Source organism: Sphingopyxis sp. H115 (assembly GCF_001468465.1).
In the GTDB taxonomy this organism is placed as follows: Bacteria; Pseudomonadota; Alphaproteobacteria; order Sphingomonadales; family Sphingomonadaceae; genus Sphingopyxis.
This window is the reverse complement of record NZ_LNSA01000051.1, coordinates 1-13988: the sequence shown is the minus strand read 5'-3', so window position 1 is coordinate 13988 and position 13988 is coordinate 1. Positions and strand designations below refer to the sequence as shown.

At 66.0% G+C, this 13988-nt stretch carries 10 protein-coding genes and 1 pseudogene; all 11 read right to left on the bottom strand.

Annotation, left to right across the window (positions count from 1 at the left end):
* Positions 1 to 333: 333 nt before the first annotated feature.
* Positions 334 to 2229 (bottom strand): XrtA/PEP-CTERM system amidotransferase, encoded by a 1896-nt coding sequence (locus tag ATE71_RS21130; RefSeq protein WP_058805307.1) that lies wholly within the window; start codon positions 2227 to 2229, stop codon positions 334 to 336.
* Positions 2230 to 2240: 11 nt separating this feature from the next.
* Positions 2241 to 3719 (bottom strand): EpsI domain-containing exosortase, encoded by a 1479-nt coding sequence (locus tag ATE71_RS21125; RefSeq protein ID WP_058805306.1) that lies wholly within the window; start codon positions 3717 to 3719, stop codon positions 2241 to 2243.
* Positions 3716 to 4921 (bottom strand): TIGR03087 family PEP-CTERM/XrtA system glycosyltransferase, encoded by a 1206-nt coding sequence (locus ATE71_RS21120; protein WP_058805305.1) that lies wholly within the window; start codon positions 4919 to 4921, stop codon positions 3716 to 3718. The genes ATE71_RS21125 and ATE71_RS21120 overlap by 4 nt, the downstream gene beginning before the upstream one ends.
* The gene (locus ATE71_RS21115) at positions 4921 to 5967 is read right to left on the bottom strand and encodes a FemAB family XrtA/PEP-CTERM system-associated protein (protein WP_058805309.1); all 1047 of its coding nucleotides are present in this window, start codon (positions 5965 to 5967) and stop codon (positions 4921 to 4923) included. Before ATE71_RS21115 ends, ATE71_RS21120 begins: the two co-directional genes overlap by 1 nt.
* A gap of 17 nt (positions 5968 to 5984) precedes the next feature.
* On the bottom strand, positions 5985 to 6845 hold the full coding sequence (locus tag ATE71_RS21110; protein ID WP_058805304.1) for an XrtA system polysaccharide deacetylase: 861 nt from the start codon (positions 6843 to 6845) through the stop codon (positions 5985 to 5987).
* 45 nt (positions 6846 to 6890) lie between these two features.
* Positions 6891 to 8165, bottom strand: coding sequence for an XrtA/PEP-CTERM system-associated ATPase (locus ATE71_RS21105; RefSeq protein WP_058805303.1), 1275 nt, complete (start codon positions 8163 to 8165; stop codon positions 6891 to 6893).
* Between the two features lie 34 nt (positions 8166 to 8199).
* Entirely contained in the window at positions 8200 to 9915 is a 1716-nt protein-coding gene (locus ATE71_RS21100) for a hypothetical protein (protein WP_058805302.1), read from the bottom strand.
* Complete coding sequence (locus tag ATE71_RS21095; protein WP_058805308.1) at positions 9915 to 10937, bottom strand: P-loop NTPase; 1023 nt, start codon at positions 10935 to 10937, stop codon at positions 9915 to 9917. Before ATE71_RS21095 ends, ATE71_RS21100 begins: the two co-directional genes overlap by 1 nt.
* 14 nt (positions 10938 to 10951) lie before the next feature.
* Positions 10952 to 12487, bottom strand: a complete 1536-nt coding sequence (locus ATE71_RS21090; RefSeq protein WP_058805301.1) for an XrtA system polysaccharide chain length determinant — start codon at positions 12485 to 12487, stop codon at positions 10952 to 10954.
* A gap of 43 nt (positions 12488 to 12530) precedes the next feature.
* On the bottom strand, positions 12531 to 13187 hold the full coding sequence (locus ATE71_RS21085; RefSeq protein WP_058805300.1) for an XrtA/PEP-CTERM system exopolysaccharide export protein: 657 nt from the start codon (positions 13185 to 13187) through the stop codon (positions 12531 to 12533).
* Between the two features lie 172 nt (positions 13188 to 13359).
* Positions 13360 to 13988: pseudogene (locus tag ATE71_RS21080) on the bottom strand (pyridoxal-dependent decarboxylase, exosortase A system-associated); the annotation flags it as partial.

Sequence of the window (13988 nt, the reverse complement as noted above, 5' to 3'; positions counted from 1 at the left end):
GTGGAAGAGGGTACAGATCGAGTCTTCGAATGGAACGTGGCGGACTGGGAGCTCGGGCCGGAAATCAATCCCGCGAGTTAGTGTCCGCTTCCCACCCCAAAGTCGACGCCTGCAAAAAGGTCTTTCCTACAATATCCGGCTATGCCAGCCTTCATCCCGGCTCTTTCATCCGGTAAATAAAAGCGGTTTTGGCCGGTTTGCGCACGCGATCGCGGTTGGGTGCGTCCCGCACCCCTGCGGCGTCAAATCGGGCAGCGCACAAGGCTGACCTTTACTGAACTTTGGACAGGTCACAGGGGGTGCAGCGAACCACCCCTATGCCGCCGCGGAAGTTCAAATGCCGAACAGTTTTGCCAGCGATTTTTCGAGCATGAAGAATTGCCAGATCAACCGGCCATGGTCGCGTCTTCCCGACTGGTGCGCGGCGACGATGCGTTCGATTTCGGCCATGTCGAACCAGCCCGAACGCGCCAGCGTCGACGAGGTCGCCAGTGCCTTCGCCTGCTGGGCGAGCGGGCCGCGAAACCAGTGCGACACCGGCGTCACGAACCCCATCTTGGGGCGGTAGAGGATGTCGTGCGGCAGGTAGCGTTCCATCGCCTGCTTCATGATCGCCTTGCCCGTGCTGCCCTTCACGCGCATCGACGCGGGCAGGCTCGCGGCGAATTCGATCAGCCGGTAATCGAGCAGCGGCTCGCGCGCTTCGAGGCTGACCGCCATGCTCATCCGGTCGGTCTTGGTCAGGATGTCGCCGGGCAGCCAGATCATCAGGTCGGCATATTGCGCGCGGTCGAGCGCCTGGCGCGCGGGCGCCTCCGCCATTGCCCTCCAATAGCGCGCCTCGGCGACATGCTCGCCGAGCGCGTGGACCGCCGCGTCGTTGAACAGTTTCGCGCGTTGCGCCTGCCCCGTCACGCCGACCGCTTCGGCATAGCCCTCCGCTCCGCTTTTCGACAGGCTGGCGAGCGTTGCGCGCGCGCGCAACGGGCGCGGCGCCCAGTCCATCTGCGGCCAGACGCGCGCCAGCGGGCCGAGCAGCCCGCGGCGCATGAAGCCCGGAATCAGCCCGCGCAGCCGCTCTTCCTGATGCTGGAAGACCAGCCGGCGGTATCCGGCAAAGGCCTCGTCAGCGCCGTCGCCCGAGAGCGCCACCGTCACCTCTTCGCGTGCGAGTTCGCACACGCGGTAGGTCGGCAGCGCACTTGCGTCGGCAAAGGGTTCGTCGAACTGGTCGGCAATGCGGTCGACGAGCGCGAAATCGCTCGCCGCCACGGTGCGCGTGCGGTGATCGGTCGCGAAACGTTCGGCAATCGCCTGCGCATAAGCCGTTTCGTCGAGCGCCGCCTGGTCGAAACCGATGGTGCAGGTCTTGACCGCTTTCGCGCTCGCCTCAGCCATCAGCGCGACCACCGCGCTGCTGTCGACGCCGCCCGACAGGAAGGCGCCGAGCGGCACGTCGGACACCATGCGGTCGGTGACCGCGGCGCGCATCAGAGGGATGAGATGCTCGGCCGCCTCGCCCTCGGATGCGCGGACGCGTTTGGAAAAATCGGGCGCCCACCAACGCACCGGCGCGGTTACCGGCTTGCCGCGTTCGAGCATCAGATAATGACCGGCGGCCAGCTTCTCGACCCCCGCGACGATGCAATTGTCGTCGGGAACATAGCCGAAGGCGAGGAAGTCCTCGATCGCGGTCAGATTGGCTTCCTGTCGGAGCAACGGGTTGCGGAGCAGCCCCTTTAGCTCGGAGGCGAAGGCAACCGATCCATCCGACAAGCGAACATGGTGAAGCGGCTTTACCCCCAGCCGGTCACGCGCGAGGAACAGGCATCCGCGCTGATGATCGTGGATCGCAAAAGCGAACATGCCATTGAGCCTGGACAGGCAGTCGGGCCCCCATTGGCGCCAGGCAGCGATGATGACTTCGGTATCGCCACTGGTCCGGAACCGGTGGCCGCGATCCTCGAGCTCGGCGCGCAGCTCGCGGAAATTGTAGATTTCGCCGTTGTAGGTGATGGTGACGATCTCGTCGTCGCTCGTCATCGGCTGCGGGCTGCCCGCGATGTCGATGATCGAGAGGCGCAGATGCGCGAGCCCAACGCCGGGGGCGGTCCATTCGCCCGAACCGTCCGGGCCGCGATGCGCCATCGGATGCAGCATCGCCCGCAGTCGCGCAGGGTCGACAGGCTTTGCCGTTTCAACGTGATAAATGCCCGCGATGCCGCACATATATAGATCGTCTAGCGGGTTTTCAGCGCGAGGTCAGCCATGGCGTTGACTCCACCCGACGCGGAAACGAAATCCTCTATCGCGCGGCGGCCCCCATGCCGCTCCTCGCTCGACACGATCAGTGTCAACGCGCGCGGATCGCCGCCGAACAGCCGCGCTTGCAACCCCGCGAGCTTGGCGCGACGCGGATTGCCGGTCACCTCGCCGCCCACGACATACCATGTCGCCGCGTCGCGCAGGACTGGACCGGGGTGCAGCAGCCGCTCGGTCTTCGCGCCCTCGACCGCCGGCAGCGCCGCGCTCCACGCCCATTTGCTGTCGTGATCGATCGCGCCCTGCCCGAATGCGACAACCTCGCGCCCCTCGGCCTGCCGTTCATATCCGCCGATCGCGACGGTGACGATCTGTCCCTTGCCGTCGGCGAACTGGCGCTGCAACCGCTGGTCGGCACCGTCGAAGCGCGGCACCCAGGCCGTCCCGGTCACGCGGACATCGCTCCATCCCGCAGGCGCCGCGACCGTCACGCTGTCCGGCAGCGCGGCGCTGCGTCCGCCGATCAGCAGACCCCAGCCGGCGAACAGCAAGGGCATCGCCAGCGCGGCGGGCACCACGCCCCGGGCAGTGCCGGTAAAGCGCAGCGAACCGCCAAGCCCGCCGACGTCGACCGCGACATCGTTCGCCGGACGGTCGAACCAGCGCAGCGCGACGAGCATCACGAGCAGGATAACAAGCCCGAAGAATATCCAGCCATAGAAGATATGGTCGATCCCGCCCGCCGCCTCGATCCCCCAGATTTCGGCGGCCACCATCGTCCCATAGGCGCGCAGCGCATTGGCCAGGATCGTCGTCGCGAGCGCGGCGACAACAAAGACGATCCGCCGCGTCCAGCTCCTGAAACAGAGATGCGCCGCGAACACCGAATAAGCGAGCATCGCAATCAGGAAATTGACCCCCGAACATTCCTCGGCAACCTCGAAGAATCCGGCGTCGGTCGTGATGAACACGCCCTGCATCTCGGCCGCAATGCCCGACAGGTGGAGCAGGACGACGCTGATATGCGCGGTGAAGGTCTGGAGCAGCGGCACCAGTTCCTCGCCGAACGGCACGAGCAACAACGCATAGCCGAGCGGGAACAACAATCCGCGCACCAGCTTTTCGCCGAGCGCCGCGCCGACCGCGCCTTGCAACATCAGCACGACGCCGAGTTGCCGAAACAAGCCGACGCCGGCGGCTTCGCCGACGAGCCACACCAGCCCGCCCCCCGCCATCCAGACGAGCGCAGGCCACCAGAAGGCCGGGGTGAGCGAACGGAGGAGCGCGACGCGCTGCGATACAAGCCAACCGATCATCGGGACCATCAGCAGACAGTGGGTAAACGTCGAGCTGTGCCACCAGATGCCGACCATGTCGGCGGCATCGCGCCAGAAGACGGCGAGGATCGTCGCGGACAGAAGCGCAAGCGTGGAAAGATGGCGGCGCCAGGCCGTCATGCGGGCAGTCCCAGCAATTCGCCTAGTGGTGCCATGCGCGCATCCCAGCCGTAGCGCGCGATCATCCGCGCGCGCGCCGCCCGCCCCATTGCCGCCGCACCCGCGCGATCGCCGAACAGCGTGCAGACGGCATCGGCCATCGCGTCGGCCTTTTCTGCGACGAGCAGATGCTCGCCTTCCACCGCGTCGATGCCCGTCGCCGCGGCGGCACTGGCGACCACCGGCCGCGCCATCGCCATTGCTTCGAGCAGTTTGTTCTGCACACCGCGCGCGAGCAGCAGCGGTGCGACCACCGCATCGGCGGCGGCGAGCCACGGGCGCACGTCGGGCACCTCGCCCGTCACGATCACGCCGGATAGTTTTTCGAGCGCGCGCACCTCCTCGGTCGGGGCACGGCCAACGATGGCGAAACGGGCGTGCGGATGGTGCACCCGGATCGTCGGCAATATGTCGGCTGCGAACCAGCGCACCGCATCGATGTTGGGGCGATAATCCATCTGGCCGGTAAAGACCGCGAGCGGCCCCTCGCCCGCCCCGACGGTATCCAGCGGGATCGACGGATCGAACCGGTCGGTGTCTATGCCATTTTCAACCGCGCGCACCCGATCGGCACCCAGGCCGCTTTGGCTGCGGAAGAGGTCCGCTTCGGCCTCGCTGACGAACAGGCTGGCATCGACTCGACGCGCAACGCCGGCTTCATAAGCGCCCAGCACGCGCGCTTCGCGCTTGTGTACCCAGTTCAGCGGCTGTCGCCTGTCCTGCTCCGCATAGGTTGCGAATTTCGCCGAATCGACATCGACAAAATCCATCAGCACCGGGCCAGTGAAACCGGCCGGGATATATTGCGCCATCTGGCCCGAGAAGGCGACGACATGGCTGATCGCACTCCGCTCGACAAGCGCTTGGACATGCCGTGCCAGCGCCGCATTGCGGAACAGGCGGTTCGACACCGGCTCGCCGCGTGCGACCGCCTGAATCAACGCCAGCGGGCGCGACACACCGCGCACTTCGATTGCCAGGCTCCTGCAAAGCGACGCCATCTTTGCACGGGCAACCTCCGCTTCGACTGCATTGTCGGCGAGCGCCGCGACATGGACGGGTGCGAGCTTCGCCAGCGCTTCGAACATATGCCAGCTGCGGATCCGGTCGCCGCGGTCGGGAGGCCAGGGCGCGCGGTGGACGAGAAACAGGATTTCGGGCATTAGCCTAGGCCGCGCGCGATCAGCGGCCCGATCCGGTTAGCCGCCCACAGGGGCAGCTTTTTCCAAAGATCGACCCGGAGACGATATTTGGCGCTGTTCGGGTTGGTATCGCGCGCGGCTTCACCCGGCGCGAGCCAGCGCGCGTAGACCAGCGGCTGCGGCTCGAAACCCCAGTTCTTCTTGTACGCGAAGGGTCCGGTGCCGACCTTCGACCGGCCGAAGTCAAAGCGCGTGCAACCGCGTTCGCGCGCATGGCGCATCAGCGCGAAATACAGGAGTTCATTGGCGCGCAGCCGGCGCGCATCGGCGAGGCCGCCGCCCCAATAGGGCATCACCGTTCCGCGCCAGTACAGGCTGAGCACGCTCGCAACCGGCCGGCCATCCTCACGAACGGTGAGGATGTCGGCGGCGTCGCCAAAGGCGTCGAGCACCGCATCGAACAATGCCTTGGGGAAAACCGGCGTTCCGAGATTGCGGACGCTGGTCGCATAGACGCGATAGTGATCGCGCCGTTCGGCAGCGTCGCGACCCGTCGTCACGGTGAGCGCGCTTTCCAGAACCTTGCGAACCTCGGCGCGCTGCTTGCGCGGGATGGCGAGAAGTTCGGCATCGTCATCGGTGGCAAGATCGCGAGCAAAACCGGCGTAGACACCCTCCTCGACCCGCCAGCCTTCGCCGCCGGGTAAAGGGCCGCCGCGCAATTCGACCGACGGCACACCGAGCGACGCCGCCATCGCCACCGCGCCTTCCGCGAGCGCGGCCGCGACCTCCGGATCGTCGGCAAGAATGCCGCCGTCGACGGCAAAGCCGCTGCCCACCAGCGCCTGCCCGAACAGCGGCGAACGGATATGGTGGAGCGGCAGGATACCGGTGAGCGCCCCGCTTGCATCGCGCGCGGTGACGAGATGGCAGCGATGCCCCGTCGCCTTGGTGATGGCCTCGCACCACGCGCGGCTGTGGAACGGCGTCGCGCCGGCATGCGCCGCGACATAGGCGTCCCATTCGACCGCATCGGACAGCGGCGTACCCGAAAATCCGTCCTCCATGGGGAGCGCCGGCGCGTTCACGCCGCCGCGCGCCACGGCTGCGCGCGTTGCTGCTGCGCAGGAAGCAGCGCGTCGGCGCGCGTCCATTCGAAGTCGGCGAGCAGCCTTTTCAGCTTGCCAGCCATGGCGGACAAGCCGCTGTAATGACGGATTTTCGACTTGATCGGCGCATTGGCGACGCGCGGCTGGCCGGGGTCGATTTCCCACGGATGGAAATAGAGGATCGCCGGGTGCCCCTCAGCATTCATTCGCGCGATCGCCCAGCGCGTGAAGCCATAGGGAAGCAGGCGCATGAAACCGCCGCCGCCCGCCGCCAGCGTGCGCCCCGCTACGCGCGCGGTCGTCACGGGCCATTCGACAAGATCGCTGTCGGGAAGCGGGCACCAAGCGTGACGTGGGCTCTGCGGCCAGCCATAATGGTCGTGAACAACAGGCGCGACGCTGGACGAATAGGCATAGCCCTGTTCGGCGAGCACGACATGCGCCCAGGGCGTGCGTGTATCGACCGAAAAACTGGGCGCCCGATAGCCGCGGATCGGGGTGCCGCCGATGTCTTCGAGAATCGTCTGCGTCTTTTTGATGTCGGCAGCGAATTCGGCCGCCGTCATGTTGAAGACGCGTTTGTGGTCATAGCCGTGGCTCGCGAGTTCGTGACCCGCCGCGACGATGCGCTTAATCAGCGCGGGGTAGCGTTCGGCGACCCAGCCCAAGGTGAAGAAAGTACCCTTTGCCCCCGCATCGGCGAAAATCTGCAGCACGGCGTCGCAGTTCGCCTCGACGCGGCATTCGAGCCCGTTCCAGTCGTCACGGTCGATCGTGCGCTCAAAGGCGCCGACCTGAAACCAGTCCTCGACATCGACCGACAGGCCGTTCTGCATTTTTCATCACCTTCATCAGCTGGATAGCCGATCTTGGCCGGGTTGTCAGGCCGCCCAGGTCCGCGAATTTGCCGGATTGGGTGCATTTTCGGGATCGCGCTCAACCCATTCGATCAGCAGGTCGAGCACGCGGCGGAGCGCCGCATCCTGCTCGACGAGGCGCTCCTCGAGCGACGCGATATGCGCTTCGAGCGCCGCAAGCTGCGCGGGATCGACGGCAGGGCCGGCGGGTGCCGGCGCGTCCGCGACCGCATCCGCCGCGCGTTCCGAAACATCGTCCGCAGGTTCGGGCGGCGTCAGCGAAACAAGCTGCGCCGAAGGCTTGGGCGCCGCGAAGGGCGCCGGCGTCTCGGCGGCAGGCAGCGCCGCGCGCTGCGGCCATTCGGGCGCGGCGTCGGCCGACGCCGAGGGCGAGGCGAAAGGGGCCGGCGTCGGTGCGACCGCGGCGGCGGCGGCCGCGACGACTTCATCGACCGGCAGCGGTGCGAGCGTCGACGCATCGATGCCGCGATCGGCCTCGATCTCGGCGACGACCGAACGCACATTCTGCGCGGTGATACGGTTCATCTGTTCGACCGCGCCATAAAGCAGCAAGCGGCTGACCAGCACGTTGAGTTTGCGCGGCACGCCTTCACTGTAGTCGAAGATTTCCTCGAATGCGTCGGGGCTGAAGCTCGGATTGCCCGTCCAGCCGACCTTGCCAAGGCGGTGGAGGATATAGGGTTCGACTTCTTCAGGCTCCATCGGGTCGAGATGATGCGTCGCAATCACACGCTGGCGAAGCTGCTCGAGCGTTGGCGAATGAAAAAGCGTCTGGCGGAATTCGGGCTGGCCGAGCAGGAAAATCTGCAGCAGCGAATGCCCGCCAAGCTGGAAGTTCGAAAGCATGCGCAGCTCTTCGAGCGCCGAGATCGCAAGATTCTGCCCTTCGTCGACGATCAGCAGCGTCCGCTTGCCGGCGCGCGCCTGTTCGCGCAGATATTGTTCCATCGCGCGCAGCAGTTCAGCCTTGCTCTGCCCTTCCCACTCGATGCCGAACTGTTCGGCAACAAGGCGGAGGAGGTCGTCGCCCTCGACCTGCGTCGATACCAGCTTGACCGCGGTCAGCCGATTGGGGTCAATCGTGTTCATCAGATGGCCGACGAGCGTCGTCTTGCCCGCACCGACATCGCCGGTGATGACGATAAATCCCTCGCCCTGCGCAAGCCCGTAGCCGAGATAGGACATCGCCTTTCGGTGCGTGCCGCTTTCGAAATAGAAATGCGGGTCTGGCGTCAGCTGGAACGGACGTCCGGTGAAACCATAGAACTGATCGTACATCGCAATATTCCCGTTGCCCAAAGGGTCAAACCCATCAGAAGTTGTAACGCAGTCCCACCAAAGCCGAACCGATCAGCTGGCTGTCGAAGCCTTCCTGATCATAGGCGTTCAGGCTGGCGGCCGCCGTCCCGGTCAGGCCGCGCCAGAAGCGTCGCGAGTAAGCAGCCGAAAGCCCGGCCGACTGGACATCGCTCGCGTTCGGGGCGCCATTATCGAAATAATTGAGGTAACCCGACAGGCTGAGGTCCGAATCGACGTCGAGCCGGCGCCCGGCCGACAGGAAGAGATAATAGCTCTCGTCCTTGATGCCGTTGAGGCTTGCGATCGGCGACAATTGCGGGACGAGCAGCTTGCGCTGGTCGTAGCCCACGCCAACGCCATAGGCCCAGCCGCCGAAGCGCGACGACAATGTCGCCTGCACGCCGCGGCTGCGATATTGCGCCGAATTGGCGTTGCCGAGCTGGTTGTTCAGGCACCCGCCGCCTTCCTGTCCGAAGACGCACGGATTGATCGTGCCGCCGATCGGGTTGCGCGTCGGGTCGAACTGCGTTGGCAGCGCGGCGAGACCGCCCGACAGGCCGCGGCCCAAACTCGACAAGCCATCATAAACGCCGACTTGGATCGACGTCGCATGATCAGCGCGATAGGAAAAGCTGCCGGTATAGATGGTATCGCCATAGCGGCGGCCGACCTTGGCGGTCAGCGAGGTGCGGCGGCTCGGCTGCCACATCACGCCAGCGTCCCAGATCAGCCCGTCGGTATCGAACGACAGCCGGCGCGGTTGCGAGGTGTCGGTGACGAAACGACCGTTCGCATCGCGAACCGGCGAGCCGTTGGCGTCGAGCACGGGATCGCGCTGGCCGATTTCGATGTCCTCGTAACCGACACCGCCAAGCAGCGCGATTGTCGGCCCGACCGGCATCGTGATGTCGGCGCGCGCATATTTACCCTCGAACCTCTGATCGAGCTGGCTTGCATCCTCGCGCTCGTAGCCGCCCGACAGCTGCCAGCCGAACGGCAGGTCGCCGGGCCGCGCGCCGACGCTCGCCCAGGCGATATGGTTGGTCGAGCTGTCGAAAATATCCTGCGGCTGACTGCCGGGACCGAGGATCGCCGGCTCATCGACATCGACCTTGGTATAGCCGAAACGATAGCCCGCGCCGACGTCGAGGCCGCCGATACGCCGTGCGAAGGTTGGCCCCGCATAGAAGGAATAGAGGTTCGCGACGTTGCTGGCGTCGCCGATAAACAGGCCGCTGTCGGCCCCCTGCCCGTCGGCGCGCGTGCGGGTGGCGAGCGCGCCGCCTTCGAGGTTGAGCCCGCGCGTAAGTTCATAGCGGCCACGCGCGAGGCCGCTGATGACGTCGGTGTCGCCCTCGCGGCCCCAGCCGAACTGATGTTCGTAACGCAGCGTCGCCGCCAGTTCGGCACGGCGGGTGACGATCGCCGCATCGACGCCGGCCGCAACCGTCGTATAGGTCAGCACGTCGCCGCCGTTCTTGAGGTCGGCGGTCAGGACCTGCCCGACTTCGAGATAGGGGCTGACATCGACCCGGCGCTCGCTGCGCCGCGCTTCGCGGCGGCGCTCCGAACGACCGGGTTCGGATGCCGCAGGCGCACCCGCCGACGGCGCATCGCCACCGCCCGTGCCGGGGTCGCCCGAAAATTGTGCGTGCGCGCCGGTCGCCGTCCCGGCGAGCAGCAGGGCAGCCAGCGTCCCCACGTGACGCATGGTGATGGTGGTGCGCATCACGCGCCTCCTTGTCCGTAATAGGTCCCGAAGCGGCGACCGCCCGGCGAATATTTCACTCCGTTGAGGAGCAACTGGATATGCGGACACGCCCCCATCAGGCCGATCGCGTCGCGCAGCGAGGATTCGAGCGTTTCATCGGCGCGCACGACCATGATGAGCTGGCCGACATGGCCCGCCAGCACGGCGGCGGGCGATGCCGCCAGCACCGGCGGCGAATCGAGAATGAGGATGCGGCCCGGCGCACCGGCTTCGAGCTGCGCCAGAAGCGTTTCGGTCCGCGCCGAGGCGAGGAGTTCGGTATCGTGCATATGACCCGTGCCGGCCGGCATGACCTTGAGCCCCGGGATGTCGGTCTGGATCAGGCAGTCGCCCACGGCCAGATGCGGGTCGGCGAGTGCATCCATCAGCCCGGGGCCATCCTCCAGCCCCAGCGCTTCGAGCACGCTCGGCTTGGCGATGTCGGCGTCGATCAGCAGCACGTCATGATCGGCCTCGACCGCGAGGCTGAGCGCAAGATTGACCGCCGAGAAGGTCTTGCCCTCGCCCGGATTGGCCGACGCGATCAGCACCCGATGCCCGCGCGGCAGGACCGGACGGTTGCCGCTGCCGCCGAAATTCCGGATCAGCTCGCGCTTCACGATGCGATATTCTTCGGCAATGCCGGTGACGGGCGTGCCGGGAACGATCATCCCGCGCGCGGCGAGGCGTTCGCGGTCGATCGTGCCCTGCCGCGTCGGAACCACGGCGGGTGCCGCCCTGGCCACGTCCTTGCGCGGCGACGGTTTGGGCGCCGGGGCCGGCTCGATCGCGGGTGCAGCTTCGACGACCGGATCGAGTATCTCGGGCCGCGGCGTTTCGGCGGCAGGCTCGACCTTAACCGCCTTCGTCTTTTTTTCCGGTTCGGGCGGCAGGTTGGACACATCGATCGTCGGCGCATTGGCGACGGGATCGATGCCGAACATGTCGGCCGCGCGTTCGAGGAGCGAGGGCGGGCGCTTGACTTTGCGTTGGTCGTTCATGTCATCGTCCCCCGTCACGCAACCATGCCGCGCTGGATGAATTCGGCGACCAGCAGCAGGGCATAGAGGCCGACGAGCGCCGCCCCTCCCCCGGCCAGCCAGACGAGTTTCTTGCGCCGGTCGAGATGGCGTTCGGGCGTCACGACTTCGGTGATCGATCCGATCACTGGCAGGCCGCTGGCGCGTTCGAGCTTGGCCGCCGTGGCATAGCTGGTGCGCACCTGGCCGAGGCCGAAGGCAACGCCGACACCCCCGCCGATACCCGCAAGCAGGACGAGCGTCAGGAACAGCGGCCGGTTCGGCGCCGCGGGGCTGGTCGGTTTCGACGGCGGATCCAGCAGCTCGACCTTGATCGCGTCGGTTTCGGTCTGCACCTCGCCGCGCAGGCGAACCTGTTCGCGCTGGGCGAGCAGTTTGTCATATTGCGCCTTGAACGCGGTATATTCGCCATTGATCCGGTCATATTCGGCGGCGATGCCGGGGTTCTGGATCTGCTGCGCGGTGATCTTGGCGATGTCGCCCATCAGCTGGCTCTTGCGCGACGACAGCGCGCTGACGGTCGCCTGGCGCTCGGCCCGCATCGCGGCGAGCGAGGCATAGGCCGGATTCTGCATCCCGCCGCCGCCACCGCTTCCCTCGCGGTCGGCCATCGCCTTGAGCGACGCGATTTGGCTCTTCAATGCGATAACGTCGGGGTGCGCGTCGGTCAGGCCGCGCGAACGCATCGACGAAAGTTCGTTCTGCGCGCCGGCAAGCTGCTGGCGCGCGACACCGCCGCCGACGCCGCCCACTCCGGGGATCGTCTGCGGAGTCGAAGCGAGCTGACCGTTGGCGGCCGCAAGCTGCGCCTGCGCCGATACCAGCTGCGAATCGATCTGGCTGAGCTCGGCACGCGCGGCTTCGACGCGCTGCGCCGGCGAGCCCGATCCGCCGGGGATCAAGCCGATGTTCTGCGCCTCGAACGCGCTGCGGCGCGCTTCGACTTCGCGCAGGGCCTTTTCGCGGTCGGCAATTTGCGCATCGAGAAATTTCAGCCCCTCGCGCGCGTTCATCCGTCCACCGCGCAACTGATCGTCGCGGAACACGGTGATCAGGCTGTCGAGCACGCCCGATGCGAGCTTGGCATTGTCGGCGTCCGACAGGCTGCCGACTGCGATGCTTGAGGTGATTTCGAAGATGTTATCCTGTTGCGGAACGACCTTGATGTTCTTTTGCAGCATCGCGACCGCGCCCGCTTTTTCGCGCTCGCCCGCGCCCGCGGGAAGCAACCCGGTGGTCGCCGCCACCTTTTCGAGGTTGCGCGCACTGGTCAGCGTTTCGCGAATCTGGTCGATCTGCTGGCGTCCGCCCATCCCTCCGCCCTGCACGTCATCGGGCAGGATTTCGTTGATATCGACGAGCAGGCGGGCCCGCGAATCATAGCGGTTCGGGATCGACGCGATCGCCAGCCAGCCGAGGATGCAGATGCCCCAGGCCACCGCGAGCACCAGCCACCGGCGCGTCCAGACGCTGTGCAGTGCCACCCGGAATTCGTCGTAGAGGCTGTTCATCGCTTCGCTTCAGTCCTTGGGAAAGGGTTGGCCGGCCGAAAGGTCAGAACATGCTTTCGGGGATGATGATCACATCGCCGGGCTGCAACCGCACATTCGCCTTGATATCGCCGCGCTTGATCAGGTCGTTGAGCCGCAGACCGAATTCCTGCTGCTTGCCGCTGCCCTTGTCGAAACGGACGAGTCGCGCCTTGTTTCCCGCCGCATATTCGCCGAGGCCGCCGACTGCAATCATCGCATCGAGCACGGTCATGTTGGCGCGGAACGGAATCGAGGCCGGTTTTTCGGTCGCGCCGACGATCCGCACCTGCTGCGAAAAGGTGCTATTGAAACTGGTGACGATGACGCTGACGATCGGATCGGTGATATATTGGCTGAGCTGCAACTTGATATCCTGTTGCAGCATCGTCGGCGTCTTGCCCACCGCGGGCATGTCGGTGATCAGCGGCGTCGTGATCCGGCCGTCGGGGCGCACCTGCACCTTGCCGCCGAGTTCGGGATTGCGCCACACAAAGATCTGCAATTCGTCGAGCGGGCCGATGATATATTCCTCGCCCGGCCCCTCCTGGTTCTGGACGAAGGTCGCGCTGGGCAGCTGCGGCGCAGGACCGCCGGCGCCGGCGCAACCGGTCAGCGCGGTCGCGGCAATGCCCGAAACGAGCGCGGCGCGAGCAACGCGGAGCGAGGAGAAGGAAGCCATAATCAATCAACCTTTCGAGCCGTCGGGGGTTGCCGCGGTCCGGATCCCGCGACGACAGCTGTTACGTCAGCATCAGCCATTGCTCGAAAAGGGTGAACATAATGTTAGTATTGACATAAGTTTGAACCGCGGCATCATGAAAATGTCCCGATAAGGAACAGCTTTCGCGGCGTCAGACGAGCATTTCGCCTGCCGGTCCCTGGCCGAGGAAAGCGGCGGGGCTCGCGCTGGCACCATAGGCACCCGCCTGAAAGATCGCGATCAGGTCGCCAACCTGGGCGCGCGGCAACGATAGCTGGTCGCCGAGCCGGTCGAGCGGCGTGCAGAGACAGCCGACCACCGACACGATTTCGCTTGGTTCGGCGCCGAACCGTCCGGCCACCGCGATCGGATAGTTGCGGCGAATGACGGTCCCGAAATTGCCGCTGGCGGCAAGCTGGTGATGAAGCCCGCCGTCGGTAACGAGAAAGGTCTCGCCGTGGCTGGTCTTTCGGTCGACGATGCGGGTCAAATAGACCCCCGCTTCCGCAACCAGCCAGCGCCCGAGTTCCATCGCGAAGCGGCTGTCCGCAAGGATCGGATCGCGCGCCGCCAACGTCGCCGCAAGCGCTTCGCCGACTGCCACCGTATCGACCGGTTTGTCGCCCGGAAAATAGGGAACACCCATTCCCCCGCCCAGATTGACGAGCGGCGGGGCCACGCCGATCCCGCCCGCTAACCGCGCCGCCAGTGCGACGGTCTGCGCCTGTGTTTCGGCGATGGCAGCCGCGTCGAGCGCTTGCGATCCTGCAAAGATATGGA

What these genes read in the sequence shown, in the direction of transcription:
- ATE71_RS21130 (WP_058805307.1), bottom strand. Translation starts at nt 2,229, where the DNA reads ATGTGCGGCATCGCGGGCATTTATCACGTTGAAACGGCAAAGCCTGTC.
- ATE71_RS21125 (WP_058805306.1), bottom strand. Translation starts at nt 3,719, where the DNA reads ATGACGGCCTGGCGCCGCCATCTTTCCACGCTTGCGCTTCTGTCCGCG.
- ATE71_RS21085 (WP_058805300.1), bottom strand. Translation starts at nt 13,187, where the DNA reads ATGGCTTCCTTCTCCTCGCTCCGCGTTGCTCGCGCCGCGCTCGTTTCG.
- ATE71_RS21100 (WP_058805302.1), bottom strand. Translation starts at nt 9,915, where the DNA reads ATGCGCACCACCATCACCATGCGTCACGTGGGGACGCTGGCTGCCCTG.
- ATE71_RS21095 (WP_058805308.1), bottom strand. Translation starts at nt 10,937, where the DNA reads ATGAACGACCAACGCAAAGTCAAGCGCCCGCCCTCGCTCCTCGAACGC.
- ATE71_RS21110 (WP_058805304.1), bottom strand. Translation starts at nt 6,845, where the DNA reads ATGCAGAACGGCCTGTCGGTCGATGTCGAGGACTGGTTTCAGGTCGGC.
- ATE71_RS21090 (WP_058805301.1), bottom strand. Translation starts at nt 12,487, where the DNA reads ATGAACAGCCTCTACGACGAATTCCGGGTGGCACTGCACAGCGTCTGG.
- ATE71_RS21115 (WP_058805309.1), bottom strand. Translation starts at nt 5,967, where the DNA reads ATGGAGGACGGATTTTCGGGTACGCCGCTGTCCGATGCGGTCGAATGG.
- ATE71_RS21105 (WP_058805303.1), bottom strand. Translation starts at nt 8,165, where the DNA reads ATGTACGATCAGTTCTATGGTTTCACCGGACGTCCGTTCCAGCTGACG.
- ATE71_RS21120 (WP_058805305.1), bottom strand. Translation starts at nt 4,921, where the DNA reads ATGCCCGAAATCCTGTTTCTCGTCCACCGCGCGCCCTGGCCTCCCGAC.